Here is a 17,815-nt window from a genome sequence, read left to right on the forward strand (position 1 = left end):
TCTTTTCTGTCGGTTGGCTTTGTTTAGCGAAATTAGATGAATCATCGAAATTTGGTTGCTTTTTACCAGCATTATTACTTCTACCTTTTCCCATATGTAATGCACCTCCCTCCTCCTTACTATTCCCAATAAAAAAATCCTCTTGCATCCAAGAGGATTTTTTGTTGTGCTATTATTAATAATGCCCAACTGTTACCGCAGTACTTCCAATACGGTCCTATCCTAACTTTTAACCATGGTGTTGATCGTGGCCATCAAGCCTATGATTGTCTATCCGTCTTGGCGTTTTTCTTTAAACGATACCCTAGTCTTCGATCGCTTGGTAGGCCGTGGTCCAGAAGTCTTGGATAAGATGCGATGGGGCCGGAGTGGACATCCCAACCTGGGTGAACAGAATTCCAATAAACTGTTTATCTGGATCAGCGTAAGCTGAAGTGCCGGTTCCGCCATCCCAGCCGAATTGACCGATAGACGCGTAGTCTCCAAGATAGGTACGCACCGCCATCCCAAAGCCCCAGCCACCTTGGATCCCTTGTCCGAATGACAAATGGACGTTATTTTTGGCCAAATCGTCTCGGTATACTTGTTGTTCAGGAGTAAGACGGTTGGTGGTCATCAGCTGGACTGCGGGCCTAGACAGGATCCGTTTAGTACCATGCATCCCTTTATTCAAAAGCATCTGCAAATACGCGTGATAATCGTCGACGGTTCCAAGCAGTCCACCACCGCCTGCTTGGAATGCTGGAGGTTTGCTGTAACGTCCACCCACACCTTCATCCCACACGATGAATTCACCTGTCTGCGGATCGGGGTTGAAGGCTGGTGGAAGCCGGTCAATCTTGAGCTCAGGTACGTAGAATCCAGTGTCCTTCATTCCTAGCGGATCGAATATGCGTTCGCGCAAGAACGACTCGAACGTCTGACCCGTGACCCTGGCAACAAGAACACCGATTACTTCTAAACTGATATGATACTGCCACCGCTCTCCGGGCTGATAGCTTAGCGGAAGTGCACCTAGGCGACGCATAAACTCATCTGGATCGGGCATATCCTGCCCTGGCGTGTCGAATATCCCACTCTCGAAGAACGCGTTCATGATGGGAGAACCCATCAACGTGAGATCCACTCCGAGCCCGAATGTGGAGGTCAACAAGTCTCGTACAGTGATAGGACGCCGTGCTGGGACGGTCTCTTCTAGCGGGCCGTCGGGCTGTTTCAATACTTGCCGGTCGGCGAGTTCCGGTAGCCATTTGTCTACTGGGTCGTCTAAATGCAGTTTGCACTCATCGAGCAAAACCATTACTGGTGAAACTGCGATTGGCTTGCTAGTGGACGCCAATCGAAAAATCGTGTCCCGACGCATTGGTGCACCGCCATCATGCCTCATTGTTCCAAGCGCTTCGACGTGCGTCTCGCCGTTTCGGCTGACTAAGGCGACGAGCCCAGGAATCTTTCCAGAATCGACATGCTGCGCCAATACATTGCGCATTTTGCGCAATCCTGTTTCAGAAAAGCCCTTATTGTTTTGTCCCATTTTGTTCTCCTTTAGTTTAGATTGAGATTTCTAATACATATTGACAATCAATTATTAGTTCTTCAAATAGAAAAATTCCCCTTTTTAATAATTTCGACAAAATGTATTTATATACATGGAGGCACCATGCATCACTATCAACCTAAGATAGGCTACATTTATGGGGATTTAATAATGGAGAATGCGATCATTAAAAACATTGATACAGCCATTTAAAAATATGATTACAAGATTTGCGAATTGATTATGATACATCTAAAAAAACCGATATACTTTCAAACAAGTAAAAAAGCGCCCTGTACACAGGGCGCTTCGCTCCAACCTAATGACTAATATTAGCAGTTGGGTATAATGTCGTTCCTCCAATTGAAACCTTTATTTCATTTGTTAATGGAACATTTTGTTCATTAATAATTGTTCTCCACCATTCCCATGCAAGACCTGTACATTCTCTCGCTACGACTTTTACATTTTTTGAATTCGGTGGAAGTGGTATAACTGTAGAGAAGTGAGCAGTTTTATCTCTGCCGCTTCCTTCCCAAGTTTTATGTGTTAGTACTTCTTTCCCATTTTGATCATATGAGAATTCATCCCAAGATACATCAAATTGAGCAACATATGCACCGTAATGATCAAGCGTCATTTTCGCACTTGAATATTCTGTAGTTGTAGTCTCAACATAATCTGTATTGTTATGAACAGCAGCAGTTGCATTATCTTTTAAGAAAGTGCTCGTATATGATATTGGGTATGCTGGATTTTTTTTACTTAACTCTGCATTATCTTTAATGATATTTCGGATTTCATTAAAATCTTTTGTAACAACCTTGTTATGCTCTTTTGCATCTCCGCCTAATACTACAGCGGTAAAGGTACTTTCTTCAAAAATATCTTTGTACTGTCCACTCGTTTCGACGCTGTTATTTTTAAGTAACGCTTTAAAAGCAGCTTGTACATCTTTGCTCTTAGATGTTGTTTCTAATTTCACATAAATGGTTCTGCCATAGGCTACATTTGACACCATAACAGGCGGAGCCGCATTACTTATCCCTTTACGAGTTAACTCACCGAAAGTAACACTATTATCAAAAAGATCAGATGGATTGTTAGGTAGTTCAGCACTTACGGTATAAAATATTTGCTTATATGCCGCAACCATCACTTTTTTCTCTCCATTTGCAACTGCATTAAAGTCAATGTTTAGACTGTTATCAAGATATTTAGCGTTGACATTAAGAGCACTTGCGATTTGTGATTTACTATACACCATGGACTCTGTATACTGCATTCTTGCAGGTAACGAATGTGTTGATGCATACTTCTCATTCCAAGTAGACACTAAATCATCTACTGCTCCAGACACATTACCATATGTCGGATTCTGGACAGATATCGTATTTTCTTTCCTCATTCCAGGTAAGTCTATACTAATATTTAAAGGTTTTCTCTTAGCCACTAATAAACTAGGTTGATTATCGGCAAAAGCTTTATTTGCAAGTTGTACTGCTCCTGGATACGTACGATTAGCTACAGAATCAATAATCGAAATATCGACCGGTGACGTTGTAAGTGATTTTTTTTCACGCTCAACTACTACAAATTTACCATTTGAATTGATACTTTCTTTCGGAACAAAACTCTCTACTTTATCACCATTTACTGCTAAAATATCTCTACTATCATACTTTAAATTTGCTATACCATTATTAATGTCACTAGCATTTTTTGTTGCATCAGTTGCATTACCTGTTTGCGTTTCCGCGAAAGAAATAGATGAATAATGAATAGTGCATAAACTAACTAATACACATGCTAGGAATTTTATTTTTTTGTTACTTTTCGTAATTTTCAGAAAAATCACCCCGTTCTTTTTTTATATTAAATATGATAATGATTGCTAATTAATAAACTTACATAAATGCTTTTAAAAGTTCTTGAACTAACGGAATTACCCCACCTAAAAATTTCAAAACTGCCATTGCGATTTCCATATTGCTTCCTCCTCTTTGTTGTATTAAAGATGTGTTGAATATTTATGTCTTCATTATAATAAGCTTTTACATTTGCATCAATTCATTTTTATATGCAATATTACATATTGGAGGAAGAACATTTTTTTGCTAGATTGATGATGGAATAGAACCATATGCCCATCACCCTGAAGTTTTGGTGTCCCCCACAACGATAAAAACAAATCACTTCATGTGACACCTAAATCCAACGTTAAGATTAGTGCACAATTTAATAGAACTTGGAGATAATAGTGTCTAGTATTCAGCAAATGATTTTGAAACAAACAGACGCACAATATTAGCCATTGTGGGATAAACAGCATAAGTGAATCACTTTATTTTGAAGTTCCTCTAGTTATGCTCCCTTTAATAAATGATCAGCACACAATCGCTGGACGAGTATACGAACTTGGTGCAGGGTTTATGTTACATATTCAGCAATTATCGGTCGAGGATTTAAAACATGCCGTCAATGGGGTGTTGCAGAGCCCTTTTTAACTAAGGTGCTAGTCTGACAAATTCATCTATAAATTCCATAATCAAAGCATAAATGATAAGACTTATAGGTAATACATTTACAACTAAAGCGAAAATTCTTTTACTTAATTTCTCTGTGCTGAACATTGAAAGAATGCTTACAGGTACATTAAATATAGAAAGATAGAATGTGAGTAATACTAACATTCTTATCATATAATTCCCACTATCGTCTACACTACTTAATAAATTGTAAATTGGTAAGATAATAATCGTAGCAATCGCTGTCAAAGAGGATATTTTAGTAAATACATTCAAATTTCTCCTTACCAATCCTTTCACCTCTCTTTTATATTCATTACAATGCTCCTATAAGTTCATTCATTTTTTTACAGGTAGAAATAAGCATTTGCTCCATTCGTTCCTCTTATATTAAAAGGCATGTAGTACTCCCCTCTTAAAAATATTTCAAATCAAAATGAAAAAACGTTTTGAAATATAAATTAAATCTATCAATCCATTACAACAAAAATCTATAAATATCAGAATTTTCTTTTTATTAAAGGTTATCCTCCAAACAACCTCGAACATTGTAAGAAACATACATAAGGAGGTTGATCTATTTTGTTTCGTTCCTTTACAAATGGTTGCGTCGCCTTAGTGCAACGTTTCTTGCCAGAACCGTTTATTTTATCATGTTTATTAACTGTTTTTGTTATCTTCTTCGGCATGTTTGCAACTCACCAAACACCGGTCGAAATGATTAATCATTGGGGTAATGGCATTTGGGGACTTCTCGCCTTTTCTATGCAAATGGCACTAGTACTTGTCACTGGATCTGCTTTAGCGAACGCTCCTCTTATTAAAAAGGGGTTAACGAAAGCTGCCAGGCTACCGAAAACGAATGGCCAAGGTATTATTGCCATTTCAATTGTAAGTTTACTTGGCGCATACATAAACTGGGGATTTGGTATTGTTGTATCTGTTTTATATGCAAAAGAAGTTGCAAGACAACTTGAAGGATTAGATTACAGATTAGCAATTGCTTCTTCTTACTCTGGATTTCTCATTTGGCATGCGGGTCTTTCCGCTTCTATCCCTCTTACGTTAGCTACGGGCGGTGAAACGTTAATTAAAACGACAGCTGGAAGTATTAAAGAAGCGATTCCAATAACAGAAACGTTATTCTCACCATACGCTCTCGTTCCAGTTATTATCTTTCTCATTACGATGCCACTCATTAACCGGGCAATGCATCCCGATGAAAAACATACGGTAACAGTAGATCCTAGCGTATTTCATGAAGAAGCTGCTGCTCAAGAACTAGAGCCAAAAACAGTCGCTGAGAAAATGGAAAATAGCATCATTATTACACTTTGCGTTGGGTTATTAGGTCTCATTTATATTTTCAATTACTTTTATACGAAAGGTTTTAACCTTACACTCGATATCGTTATTTTTATGTTATTAATTGCTGGTCTTATTTTTCACCGGACTCCAATTCAATATATTCGCGCTTTTTCAGACTCTACAAAAAGTGCTTCTGGCATTCTACTTCAGTTTCCGTTTTACGCAGGAATTATGGGTATGATGATTGGAGTAAATAGTGAAGGACTTTCTCTTGGAGGAGCTATTTCTAATTTCTTTATTAGTATTTCAAACGAAACGACTTTCCCGCTCTTTACTTTTTTAAGTGCTGGCATCGTTAATATTTTTGTTCCATCTGGTGGCGGTCAATGGGCTGTACAAGCACCCATTATGATTCCAGCTGGTGCTGAACTTGGTGTACCTGCTGCAAAAACAGCGATGGCAATTGCGTGGGGCGATGCTTGGACGAATTTAATTCAACCTTTCTGGGCATTACCAGCGTTAGCGATAGCTGGTTTAGGTGCTCGTGATATTATGGGATTTTGCGTTGTGAACTTACTATACGCAGGATTTATCATTAGTTTATGCTTCTTATTTATTTAAACGAAAAGCTAGTTTTATACTAGCTTTTTTACATAATAAATCATTTACCCCGCATTAACAGGCAGTAAACTCCCACCCATACCAGCTAGAGCAAAGCGGTTAGGTGGGAAATCAACTGCCTGTAAATGCCCGATTGGTGAAGGCTAATAATCAGTGGGAAGAACAAAACCCCCACAGATTAAAGTTTCACTTTATTTCCCACGCAATTTATAATCGTCTTCCACTCTATCTCCGTAAGGTTTAATGCCTCAAATGCAAAAAAATCTTTACATACTTTTTCAATGAGATGTGGATTTTCACTCAAGAAATTCCACTGTAACGCTTTAGGAAGAAAATGTACTTCATATTCTTTACTTCCCCGTACTACCTCATCCACTTCTCTTTCACAAATTCCTCTTATTAAATAATCGTTTCTTACTCGTATTTGAACTTGTTGAAACGTTTCGCTACATTTCTTCAATTGAAGTAAACACGTAATATACGTACGAAAAAGTTTATCATCCATATTACAACACTTTATAATACGATCAATTTCATTCATAATGTACGAGCCTTTTCTTCTATTTGTAATAACCACTTTTCCCGCTTCTCTCGTTTACTCGTTTTCACAGATTGAAAAACAGATCGTTTTATATCGCGAATGCCGCAAAAACGTAACAAACCTCTCTTCATCATAATCCAATCTGCTGATCGATATAATAGGGCGACGTACCATAACGGTGAATCTAACGTATTAATTACCCACGCCTTCTTTCCTTTCAATAAGCCCTTCGGCAAGGCACCTTCATATTTATAAGCAAATCCAGCTACGAAAATGCGATCAATAAACCCTTTTAAAATAGCAGGCATCCCCCACCACCATATCGGATATATGAATAAAAGAGTATCTGCTTCTGCCACTAACGTTCTGTACCAAGCTGTTTCTTCTTCATTTACTAAATCACGTCTTTTTTTCTCTTCATTAAATACAAGGACTGGATCAAATTGTTCCTTATATAAATCAAGTACCGTAACCGAATGATTTGTTTCTTGTAATCCTTTTTGCACATGCTTTAAAATCGCCGCGTTAAAACTGGAAGGACTAGGATGAGCGTATACAATTAGTACATTCACTACAAGACAACTCCCTCTATGGTTAAAGTTTCCCCTTCTTTAACATCTTCTCTACAATTTGTACGTTTTTCGAACTTTGTAACAAACGGTTTAATACGGTAAGTAACTCTTCCTTGTTTAAATCTTTCAGTTTCTCTTTCACCGTACGCTCACCAGCACCTTGAATATCATAAACAACTGCCGCCATATGCTTGCAAAGATTCTCATAAGGACACTCGCAGCTACTTTCTGTAAAATCTTCAAGATCAATAATCACTTCATAATTTCCTGCATTTCCAGTAACGAAAGCAATTACTTTCTTGTCTTGTATTTCAACATCTTCTACATGTCCATCTTCATAATATTCATATCCCTTATCTATAATGTACTTTGGGATCCATTTCGTTATATCTTTTAATAAGTAAGCGTACATATTTGCACCTCTTCCTTTAATTCCCTTTTGACTTCAAAAAACCTGCATGTTATTCTAATAACTGTCAAGTAGCGAGTCTACGTGACAAAACGACTGACACCTATTCGGCGGAGGTGTCTCTTTTCATTTGCAGCCGATATGAATTGCCTCTTTCAGGCACATTCAATTTTTGACACTACACACTCAACACCATTCCCTGTATCAGGCTGCATTAGCAGTCTTTTACTCTACATACTTCGCTATTTCAAGAAAAAAAGAGAGACTAGCTCCCTTTTCTCGCCTTATAAAATACCCCTTTTTCAGTATAGAGATATTCATCATCAGCTAATGTAATTTTCCCATCCAGTTTGAGTTCATCTAATAGTCTTGATAAATAAAATTGATGTAACATTTTTTTCGTGAATTTTCCTTCATGATGCGAAACGATATGTTCTTGAATATCTAATAATGATATTGGCTTATCTTGCTCTATCATATATTCATAAACTGTACTACGCAGTTTTACGTATTTTTCGAGTGTCACAGTAATCCGCAACCCCTTTCTTCTTAATATAAATTTTCGTAATCGGTTTTTTTGCAACAAAAAAACCTCTCCGATAAGAAGAAGTTACGTATATATCTTCGTCTTATCTCCCAGAACAAATATGTTCTGCTGGAATTAGCACCTGCATCGCGGTTGCTGGGTTTCATCGGGCCAGTCCCTCCACCTCTCTGGATAAGAAAATATTCACTTAAATCTTACTATACGTAATTTCATTTCAATTGTCAAACAAATACAACAAATTATATTTTCTTTCTTCCTGTTCATACTATACATATATGAATATGCAAGGAGGATTATGAAATGCACGAAAATGCTCGCGGATATGTACAAGATTCTTTTCAATCATTACAAGAAGCAAAACACTGTTTAGAAGAAGCATTACAGACTGTTGAAAAAGATTTTAATCGTGCTCGTATTGAGCAATCTCTTTATGCGATCGAACAAGCTATTCAACGCTGCGATTACACGGTTCACATTTTAGAACAAGATTGAAAAAACTTCCCATCATAAGGTGGGAAGTTTTTTCAAATGGCATACTTCATAATTATTGCCGTTATGATTAAAAAATATACAGAATTAACAATTTCTAAAATCCCTACTTTTATGATAGAAATTGTTTTGCCATACAACATAATTGCTCGAATGACACTTGGTATAAAAATAAGAGAGCACCATGGATTGATAGCAAATACGATGACCGTTAACACGATATGATACCCCCAAGATATAAAACGATACTTCGGATTATTTTTCTCACGAATCATCGTTTTCACATAAAACGTACTTCCTAAAAAATATAAAAATGAAATAAGCGCAATAAATAATGCTGTTTTATCTATAAGTTTCATTGAAAAATAATAACTAACTAAACCACCTATACAGAAAACGATGATTGCGCAAATGTCATTTAACAGTGCTCTTTCATTCTTTTGGCGAGCGTAATACATATTTACTATAAATAATGGAATCATTGCTGCTACGAATAAAAGAACTCGCCATTCATATAATAGAGAAATCATCCCAAATACGAACGCAATAATAAAATATAAAATTGCTGCATGTAAAAACTCTTTTTTTCGTTTTTGTTTTATGTATATGAGAAATGGATACGTAGCTAAATAGATAAAGAACCAAGCTAAAAACAATGGAATATGATAAAAAGTAGGTTTCCCAAGTATGACACTTAATAGAAATGGGATAATAAGCATGGCCCATGCACCATGTTGCTTCGGAATAACTAACTTCATTAACTATACACCTCCCTCTTGAAAGAAGTTCTCACCTACTATTATACAAATAATTTTATATACTAACGGATGTATATTGGATCTATTTTTTGACAATAAAAAATGCTCCTTACAATATGTAAGAAGCATGAAAGAGGCAAACGAATATGTAAGTCGCGACCCTACCTTATATAAGTATGCTTTTCTATGTCATGTTATGCTCATCTAATATACCGTATTTCTTTTTAAACCTTGTGAGAATCGTAATCCACGAAGTACTAAATAGTAGTAGGAAAATAACATTTGAAATCGCATGACTTAAGTCAAAGTAAAAACTCGCGACATAGTACGCAATGACGGTTTCCCACGTTGCTTCTCGTATAAAACCGAGAAGTCCCCAGAAGTTCATAATCCAACCAAATAAAAATCCAACAATTAATCCGTATAGGAGTCTTCCCCAGAGCTTTTTCATGAAAAATGTATTACGTAATAGTCCAGCTATAAAACCAATCATACCCCACGAAAACATTTGCCACGGCGTCCACGGACCTTGTCCTAAAAAAATGTTCGATACGATAGCGGCTGTTGCCCCGATCATAAAACCAGTTTCACTCCCAAACACGATTGCAGAAACGATAATGACAAAGGAAGTTGGTTGTACACTTGGTAAAATAGAAAATGGTACGCGGCTAACCGCAGCAATTGCTGCTAACACGGCAACGAGAACAATTTCACGTGAAACAAACGCCTTCCTTTCAAAACGGATATAAAAAGGTAACATAATAACAGCTAATAAAAACAAACTACTTACCATGTAATAGCCGTCCATGAGGAGTGTAGTAAAGAGTAATGTGCCTATTATAAACGCAAAAATACATATTATGAATGCAACATATCGTTTGGACACGCTTCGTACACATCCTCCCACGTTAATGCATATGGTAATTCTTTTCGAATGAATCGATTAATAGATGTTGTATAAAAGAAGTTACCGCTAAAAAATTCTTTCGGTGCATCATTCATAATGACTGTTCCATCAAATAACATCATGCACTGATCAACATATTTCGCTGCGAACTCAATATCATGAGTCGCCATTACAATGGTTGTACCTTCTTTTTGTAATTTCCTAAATAGCTCTCCTACTCTTTCTTTCTTCCATGGGTCTAACCCCTTTGTCGGTTCATCAAGTAGTAATAGCGTTGGTTTTGATAATAACGTTGTACATAATGCAAGTAGTTGTTGCTCTCCCCCGCTACAATCATGTGGATGGCGCTCTTTAAGCGAATGTAACCAAAACTGTTTCAACATATCTTCTGCTATTTCTTTTCCTTGTTCTCCATATAATTCACGAGCACGTTCATAAACTTCTTGCCACACTGTATCAAATGTAAAATGATAATACGGATGCTGTGATACATACCCGATCCTTTTAAATCGTTCTTTCGAATCAATTTTATGTATCACTTTACCATGCCACTTTACTTTCCCTCTTCTCGCTTTTTGCAATCCTGCTAAAATCGTTAACAGTGTAGACTTCCCAGTACCATTTTTCCCAACGAGCGCTACCCATTTTCCTTTTTCAATCGCAACTGTTAAATCTCGTAAAATAAGCGGACTATTTTTTTCATATTGAAAAGAAATATGTTCTGCACTTAACATTACTTCTTGTTTTTTACGTTGTACCATCTGCTCATTCACATATGATATCGCTGAAAAATCATTCATTTTCATTTGTGCTTCTCGCACTGTAAACGGAATATCTCTCGCATTCCATTCTAAAAACAACCTTGGAATTTGCGGAATAAATGGACGGAAGTTTTCCACTTCCCACATTTTCGCTATAACTGTTTTAGGACTACCATCATAAACAATTCGGCCGTTATCCATACAAACAACGCGTGTTGCAAGTGGTATCACTTCATCTAAACGATGTTCACTTAAAATAATCGTAATTCCAAGTTCTTCATTAATACGTTTTAACAACCCTAAAAACTCTTTCGCAGCAATCGGATCTAATTGCGCCGTTGGTTCATCTAATAATAATAGTTTCGGCTGCATAACTAATACCGCAGCTAAATTGACAAGTTGTTTTTGCCCACCAGATAACGTATGAACAGATTGATGCAATAAATCTTGAAATCCTAAGAAGCTAATGAGCTCGGCTATTCGTTTTTGAATAATGTGTGATGGTAATCCGATATTTTCTAAAGAAAATGCTAATTCTTGAATCACTGTATCCATTACGAGCTGATTTTCTGGGTTTTGAAATACCATGCCAATTTCTTGCGCAGATAATAAATCAGGTACTTCCTCTAATAATACATCTTCATAAAACATCTCTCCCGAACGCGTGCCAATTGGAAGTAACTCCTTTTTAAAATGTTTTAATAATGTCGTTTTCCCAGATCCGGATCCTCCAGCTAGCGCTATAAACTCTCCTTTTTGAATAGAAAGAGAAATATGCTGTAACGCTTTTTCATTTTCATCAGCATATACAAATGATAAATTGTTTATTTCTGCATGCGCCACCATATCCATTCCCTTCCTTCCATTATGATTGGTAAACTAATAAACAGCGTAAATGCTACAAACATCATTCCATCGTATTGCTGGAATAGAATAGATTCGACTTTCGGATAAATGATCAATTTTCCTCCGCCATACTTACTACATATGATAGCAGTTATAAATAAAATCATTAAATAACTGAGCGTATACCAATCACGTTTTTCCATTCTATACCGAATATACGTCGTACGTTTCGTTACACCAAATCCACGAGCTTGCATAGAATCTGCCGTTTGAAGTGCATCTTCTAACGAGCAAATTAATAATACTTGCAGTAACTGCATGCCATTTTTCACTCGTTCAACAATTGAACCTGAATCTACCTGCACACCTTTTGTCTTTTGGACGAGTGTTATTTTCTGTAATCGTCTAATAAACAAAGGAACAAACCTCACTGTAATCATCGTTAACAATGCAACTTTCGGTGAAATTCTCGAAAACAAATATAAAAATTTATGACTTGAAATAACATCATTATACGAAGCAAACGTAAACATAATCGCAACTAGTAATAACCCCATTACTACTCCAAACATAATTGCCTCCAGCTTAATACGGCTATCACCTAACCAAAATAACGTAGTTCGACCTCTATGTGTTAATAACGAATTAAATAAAATTACCATAAAAAAGAATACGATTGTGCTCGGTAACATCTTTCTTATCTTTTCGCTATTTCCTTGTATCACATTTAAAATAACGATTAATAAAATTGCTCCAATTAAAAAAAGAGGATGAAGACACATCATACATAGTATCATCACCCCAATATAATAGAAAAAATTCACAAAAGGATGTAAAGAAGAAAAACTTATTTTCATAGTCCTTTACCGAATGCCTTTCTTATTTTAATACATATACCCACTCAATTGTATCTCCTGGTTTTACTGTAACTACACCAGCACTACGGTTCGGAAATGCACCATTCACACGATATTTCCAGCCACTAGTATCGGCAATATCTTTTTCATATAAATCATTAATACCTTTTACATAAATGCTATCTTTTGATCCACTTGCATCAACATCTAATCCTGTACGCTGCAACACTTTATAAACAGTATCGCCTTCTTGTACATCAACCTTTTTCGCACCTAATAAGTACCCTTCATGTCCTTTTACGGAGATAGTAACTTGTTTTACCTGTGGTTTAGGTACCGGTACTGTATCTATTTTTGGTGGTACAGGAGTTGGTACGGGCGGAGTCGGTATCGTTTTATTCTCTTTATTCGGATCTACCTTTTGCTCCTGCTTTGGTGTTTCTTTCGGCTGATTGACAACCTTTGCTTCTTCTTTTACTTCCTGTGCTTTCGGTTGCTGTTGTTTCTCTTCGTTTGCTTTTTGTTGTTCTGGTTGTTTAGTAGCAGATTGCTCCTGAGGTTTCTCTTCTTTCTTTACTTCAGGTTGTTCCTGCGGCTTTTCCTCTTTCGGCTTCTCTGCTACTTTTTGTTCTTGTTTCTCTTCTTGTTGTTTCTGTTCCGGCTCAGCTTGTTTCTCTTCCGGTTTCACTTCTTCTTTCGGTTCTTCTTGTTTTGCTACTTCTTCTTGCTTTGGCTCTGCTTTCTTCTCCGGCTTTACAGCCGCCTCTTCACATCCGGCAAGTAGGCCGAGTGAAAGCATTAAAGAAATGAACCACTTCATCTTACTCATGTTCTCTCTCACCTTTCATATAAAAATTAGGAGCAAATCATTGCTCCTAATTTTTGTTAAGCTGCTTTACGTCTCCATAATACATATGCAGAAGCAATACATAATACACCCATACCTACTTCTGTAGCTGTACTATGAGAAGATGCTCCTGTTTTCGGTAGCATGTTTTCATTTTTAACTGGTTTATTATCTACAACAACTTTTACATCTTCATCTTTTGTTTCTTGTTGTATTTGTTTTTGTTCTTTCGGTTCTTCAGTAATTTCTTTTTCTATTACCTTATTTTCTGGCTCTTCAATCGGTTTCGGCTTAATTACTTCATCACCGCCTACATTAGACCAGTCATAAATAGACTTTCCGATTTCTTTAAATTGAACTAACGCTAAAAGAGCTTGCTCTGTAGCCATTCCGTTACCATTTTGATCACTTGGTAACCATTTAAATTCACCATTTGGAAGTTGATATGACAGCAGACTTTGCACTGCCTTATGAAGACGATTTTGATCTACATCTTTAACAAGTGATAATCCAATAATTGCTTGCGCAGTACTATTAGAATTCTCTTGTCCATCAGCAGAAAAACCACCATTTTTTAGCTGTTCGTTATATAAATACGCAACAGCTTTTTGTACAGCTGGTTTCACATCTGATCGATCTTGATAAGGTGCTAACGCGGATAAAACCATACCTGTTACATCGACGCTACTAGCACTATCTTTACTACCTGAACTAGTATAAGTCCAGCCACCATCTGTATGTTGCGTGTTTAAAATTGCATCTACTAAAGCAACTCGATTCCACTTTGCTTCGACTGGAATTTCATATTTATTCGTATCAAAGGCAAGTAACGCAAATGTATAACCTGTAACAGAATTTACTTTATCAGATTCATACAATTTTTGAACTAAGTTATGTCCGCCTACCTTTTTAGGGTCTGCACTCATTGCATTCATCATAATAATCGTTCTAGCTACATCTGTTGCTGAAAAACGATTTATACGCTTTTCCACTTTTTCTGTTACTGCCTTAACATAATTTAATTGCGCCTCAATTGGTACATTCTTTCCAGAACGTGAAAGCCCTAGAGCTACCCAATCACTCTCTATTCCATCTTGTAACATCTTTTCAGACGTTTTAGAAATTGCTTCGTTTACTTGCGCTGCTGGAACTTGAATGTTCTCTTGCTTTGGTTGTTCTGGTGTTTTTGTTCCATCTGGATTTTCCTGTTTTGGATCATCTGTTTTTGGCTCTTCTGGTTTCTCTTGTTTTGGATCATCCGTCTTTGGTTCTTCTGGTTTCTCTTGTTTTGGATCATCCGTCTTTGGTTCTTCTGGTTTTTCTTGTTTTGGATCATCTGTTTTTGGTTCTTCTACCGTTTTACAAGTACCAAATTTATCTAATGTTTGTTGTAATGTTTCTTGACTCATATTGCTCCAGTCTGAAACAAAACGGAAAACAACAACATCTCCAGATTTTAATTTATAACTATCCGCTCCAACTTCTGCAGATTTATCATTTACATCATACAGCCAGCCACTTGTAGCCCCGGCCATTAGCCCATCAATGCCTTTTACATACGTTCCAAACGACATCGTTTCAGCTTCTACTTTGTCCCCCATGACTTTTTGCAGCAAACTTAAAGCTGTTTCCCCATCTTTAATTTGCTCTTCTTTCGGACATAACATAATGCCATTTTGTGATTCACCAACAATTGCAAGTTTTGCTGTATTTCCTTCAGCAAACGTAATATGTACTGTATTCGCAAAAGAAACAAATACAAGTATAACTGCCATTAACGACGTAAGCAGCCATTTTTTCAACATTGCCATCCCAAAATTTCCTCCCTTACTACTATTCACACAAAAAAAGACCCTTCAAGGGCGTGCAATTGACACTCTTTTTTTGTAAGTGTCGAACAAACTGTGCAACACCTCCTACCCGCATCATTCGCGGCTATATTTGTATAGGAAAAATAATTTTGTTCATGAACGTATCATTGTGATAACATTCACTTTTTTAGGCACGACTTACTTCCATTTAAGTTATCGTAAAACGATAAACCTATACATTCTGTTAATTTTAAATTTCTGTATTATTTTACTATTGACAAAGAATTTTGTCCATGCTTTATCGGATTTATTTTCTAAGAATAGTAACTTACTAACCTTTAACGACGCAAACTTTTTTCACTAATAATGACGCCATCTTCATCCACATAAACATAATCATTTGGCTTCCATTCTACTTGTCCAAATTGCAATGAAATATTTCGTTCTCCTTTCCCTTCTTTTACACTTCTATTTGGCATCGTCCCTAACGCTAAAATACCAATATTAATATTCTTTAGTTCACTAGAATCACGAACATATCCATTTACAATAATTCCTGCCAGCTTTCTTTCCTCTGCAATAGCTGCCAAATTATCACCGAGTAACGCACAATTCGTAGACGCTCCACCATCAACAACTAATACCGTTCCTTCCGGTAATGTTTGTAATCCTTCCTTCACTAGTACATTATCATCCTTCACTTTCACCGTTGCAATTTTCCCGTGGAATTGTTCTTTCTTCCCAAAAGATCGAAAAGACTGGCGACATATTTGCAACTCCTTTTCAAACTCATCACATAGATCCGTAGTTTTCCACATCTTTTTCCCTCTTTTCCTTTTACTTTCTATTTAACATATTCTTGGATTATTTTCGTTTCCCTGTCTAATGTTGCAATAATTTGTATGTGTAGGAAAAGGATACAGAAACTATTGCCTTAAGAAGCAAGCTTTATTATAATCTATTTCACAGATAAATTTCAGAATATTAAAAATTAACCAAGTGAAAAAGGAGGGATTTTATGCAATTACAAACTGAGGTAAAAAAACAACCTAGTAAACGAAAGTTTAAAATGCCTGACGCGTACGTACTACTATTTTTTATTGCCTTACTTTGTGCAATAGCTACTTATTTCGTTCCTGCTGGAGAATTTAAAAGAGTAACAAACGGGACTGTTACAACGACAATACCAGGAAGTTATCATTCTGTTCCACAATCGCCAGTAGGGTTTGTTTCTTTTTTTACCGCTATTGAAAAAGGAATGACACTTGCTGCTCCTATCATCTTCTTAATTTTATTTACAGGTGGAGCCATTGCCATTCTTGAAAAAACAGGTGCTCTTGACGGTTTAATCTATCATGTGATTAACAAATTTCGGAATCAGCAATTACTTTTCATTTGTATTGTCGCCGCACTCTTTTCTCTTCTCGGAACGACTGGCATTATCGTTAACTCAGTTATCGGCTTTATCCCCATCGGCATCATCGTTGCACGCACATTGAAATGGGACGCTATCGTTGGCGTAGCAATTATTTATTTAGGCACTTATGCTGGTTTTAATGCTACTATATTATCTCCCTCACCTTTAGGCATTTCACAAAAAATCGCAGAACTTCCGATGTTTTCAGGGATTGGGTTACGTACAGCAATCTATATCTCTTTTTTAATTGCTACCATTTTGTATATTAATTGGTATATAAAACGTTTAAAAAAATCGAATAAAGGAAGCATACTCGGCGATAACTGGTTTCCAAGTAATGCTCTTTCAAGAGAGAGAGAAATAGAGAAAACTGAAGTTCCTTGGACAATACGTCACAAATTAATTTTACTCGTCTCAGCTTTATCATTAATTGTATTTTTAATAGGGGCTTTTCGACTACATTGGACAGATGCAGAAATGACCGCTACTTTTATTTTCATCGCAATTACAGCAGGAATAATAGGCGGTATGAAAGCGAACGATATCGCTTCTACTTTTCTAGCAGGCTGCCAAAATCTCATATACGGTGCTTTGATCGTCGGAATGGCTCGCTCTATTTCAGTCATTCTAGAACAAGGCAAATTACTTGATACAATTGTTAATCAACTCGCACAGTCTCTCGAAGGATATAGCCCTGTATTTGGCGTTATCGGTATGTATGTAAGTAGTGCCGCATTACATTTCCTCATTTCATCCGGGACAGGAGAATCTGTTATTTTCATTCCGATATTAGCTCCATTAGCTGATTTCATGCACATTACACGCCAAGTTACAGTACAAGCTGTTATGCTCGGCGAAGGTGTAGTGAACTGTTTAAATCCAACTTCCGGTGTTTTAATGGGGGTACTCGCAGCGAGCGGCATTTCTTACGGAAAATGGATTCGATTTATGGCTCCTCTTGCATTCATTTGGTTTATTATTGGACTTATTTTTCTTATTATTGGAGTGAATATTGAGTGGGGGCCGTACTAAAAGGTTTACAATATACTTAACTTGATA

The 17,815-nt window shown here is 36.7% G+C and carries 17 protein-coding genes and 1 riboswitch; of the genes, 4 read left to right on the forward strand and 13 right to left on the reverse strand.

The features are described 5' to 3' along the window. Positions 1 to 304: 304 nt before the first annotated feature. Both JDS92_RS06545 and JDS92_RS06550 read right to left on the reverse strand, forming a co-directional pair. Positions 305 to 1,534, reverse strand: a complete 1,230-nt coding sequence (locus tag JDS92_RS06545) for a serine hydrolase domain-containing protein (protein ID WP_097959442.1) — start codon at positions 1,532 to 1,534, stop codon at positions 305 to 307. Between the two features lie 322 nt (positions 1,535 to 1,856). After that, positions 1,857 to 3,395 (reverse strand): thiol-activated cytolysin family protein, encoded by a 1,539-nt coding sequence (locus tag JDS92_RS06550; protein WP_199631695.1) that lies wholly within the window; start codon positions 3,393 to 3,395, stop codon positions 1,857 to 1,859. Positions 3,396 to 3,843: 448 nt separating this feature from the next. Here JDS92_RS06550 and JDS92_RS30810 point away from each other — a divergent pair, with 448 nt between their 5' ends. Continuing rightward, entirely contained in the window at positions 3,844 to 4,044 is a 201-nt protein-coding gene (locus JDS92_RS30810) for a glycosyltransferase (protein WP_106080652.1), read from the forward strand. Between the two features lie 603 nt (positions 4,045 to 4,647). Next, positions 4,648 to 5,994: a short-chain fatty acid transporter gene (locus JDS92_RS06560; protein WP_199631696.1), complete on the forward strand. Its 1,347-nt coding sequence runs from the start codon at positions 4,648 to 4,650 to the stop codon at positions 5,992 to 5,994. Between the two features lie 178 nt (positions 5,995 to 6,172). Here the strand turns inward: JDS92_RS06560 and JDS92_RS06565 are convergent, their stop codons facing one another. From JDS92_RS06565 to JDS92_RS06580, 4 genes are all read right to left on the reverse strand, one after another. Next, the gene (locus tag JDS92_RS06565; RefSeq protein ID WP_199631697.1) at positions 6,173 to 6,535 is read right to left on the reverse strand and encodes a group-specific protein; all 363 of its coding nucleotides are present in this window, start codon (positions 6,533 to 6,535) and stop codon (positions 6,173 to 6,175) included. Further along, on the reverse strand, positions 6,532 to 7,107 hold the full coding sequence (locus JDS92_RS06570) for an NAD(P)H-dependent oxidoreductase (RefSeq protein ID WP_199631698.1): 576 nt from the start codon (positions 7,105 to 7,107) through the stop codon (positions 6,532 to 6,534). Before JDS92_RS06570 ends, JDS92_RS06565 begins: the two co-directional genes overlap by 4 nt. 22 nt (positions 7,108 to 7,129) lie before the next feature. Continuing rightward, positions 7,130 to 7,519 carry an SWIM zinc finger family protein gene (locus tag JDS92_RS06575; protein WP_199631699.1) on the reverse strand — a complete coding sequence of 130 codons (390 nt, stop codon included), beginning with the start codon at positions 7,517 to 7,519 and terminating at the stop codon, positions 7,130 to 7,132. A 262-nt stretch (positions 7,520 to 7,781) separates the two neighbouring features. After that, positions 7,782 to 8,102 (reverse strand): hypothetical protein, encoded by a 321-nt coding sequence (locus JDS92_RS06580; protein WP_073990648.1) that lies wholly within the window; start codon positions 8,100 to 8,102, stop codon positions 7,782 to 7,784. 40 nt (positions 8,103 to 8,142) lie between these two features. After that, positions 8,143 to 8,241, reverse strand: a riboswitch (SAM riboswitch). Between the two features lie 122 nt (positions 8,242 to 8,363). Between JDS92_RS06580 and JDS92_RS06585 the strand changes: the two genes are divergently transcribed. Next, on the forward strand, positions 8,364 to 8,555 hold the full coding sequence (locus JDS92_RS06585) for a hypothetical protein (RefSeq protein WP_000545000.1): 192 nt from the start codon (positions 8,364 to 8,366) through the stop codon (positions 8,553 to 8,555). Between the two features lie 32 nt (positions 8,556 to 8,587). On the opposite strand, the gene JDS92_RS06590 is transcribed toward JDS92_RS06585, so the two are convergent. From JDS92_RS06590 to rraA, 7 genes are all read right to left on the reverse strand, one after another. Continuing rightward, positions 8,588 to 9,310, reverse strand: coding sequence for a YwiC-like family protein (locus tag JDS92_RS06590; protein WP_199631700.1), 723 nt, complete (start codon positions 9,308 to 9,310; stop codon positions 8,588 to 8,590). 184 nt (positions 9,311 to 9,494) lie between these two features. Next, the gene (locus tag JDS92_RS06595) at positions 9,495 to 10,196 is read right to left on the reverse strand and encodes an ECF transporter S component (RefSeq protein ID WP_199631701.1); all 702 of its coding nucleotides are present in this window, start codon (positions 10,194 to 10,196) and stop codon (positions 9,495 to 9,497) included. Further along, the gene (locus JDS92_RS06600) at positions 10,169 to 11,830 is read right to left on the reverse strand and encodes an ABC transporter ATP-binding protein (RefSeq protein ID WP_199631702.1); all 1,662 of its coding nucleotides are present in this window, start codon (positions 11,828 to 11,830) and stop codon (positions 10,169 to 10,171) included. The genes JDS92_RS06595 and JDS92_RS06600 overlap by 28 nt, the downstream gene beginning before the upstream one ends. Further along, complete coding sequence (locus JDS92_RS06605) at positions 11,803 to 12,681, reverse strand: energy-coupling factor transporter transmembrane component T (RefSeq protein ID WP_199631703.1); 879 nt, start codon at positions 12,679 to 12,681, stop codon at positions 11,803 to 11,805. The genes JDS92_RS06600 and JDS92_RS06605 overlap by 28 nt, the downstream gene beginning before the upstream one ends. Positions 12,682 to 12,703: 22 nt before the next feature. Then, positions 12,704 to 13,510: a DUF4430 domain-containing protein gene (locus tag JDS92_RS06610; protein WP_144467294.1), complete on the reverse strand. Its 807-nt coding sequence runs from the start codon at positions 13,508 to 13,510 to the stop codon at positions 12,704 to 12,706. 56 nt (positions 13,511 to 13,566) lie between these two features. After that, positions 13,567 to 15,339: a DUF4430 domain-containing protein gene (locus tag JDS92_RS06615; protein WP_199631704.1), complete on the reverse strand. Its 1,773-nt coding sequence runs from the start codon at positions 15,337 to 15,339 to the stop codon at positions 13,567 to 13,569. A 338-nt stretch (positions 15,340 to 15,677) separates the two neighbouring features. Then, positions 15,678 to 16,157, reverse strand: coding sequence for a ribonuclease E activity regulator RraA (rraA, locus tag JDS92_RS06620; RefSeq protein WP_000266041.1), 480 nt, complete (start codon positions 16,155 to 16,157; stop codon positions 15,678 to 15,680). A gap of 200 nt (positions 16,158 to 16,357) precedes the next feature. Here rraA and JDS92_RS06625 point away from each other — a divergent pair, with 200 nt between their 5' ends. Then, positions 16,358 to 17,788: a YfcC family protein gene (locus JDS92_RS06625; RefSeq protein WP_097881538.1), complete on the forward strand. Its 1,431-nt coding sequence runs from the start codon at positions 16,358 to 16,360 to the stop codon at positions 17,786 to 17,788. Positions 17,789 to 17,815: the final 27 nt, after the last annotated feature.

The organism is Bacillus cereus group sp. N12 (genome assembly GCF_016483575.1).
Lineage (GTDB): Bacteria > Bacillota > Bacilli > Bacillales > Bacillaceae_G > Bacillus_A > Bacillus_A toyonensis.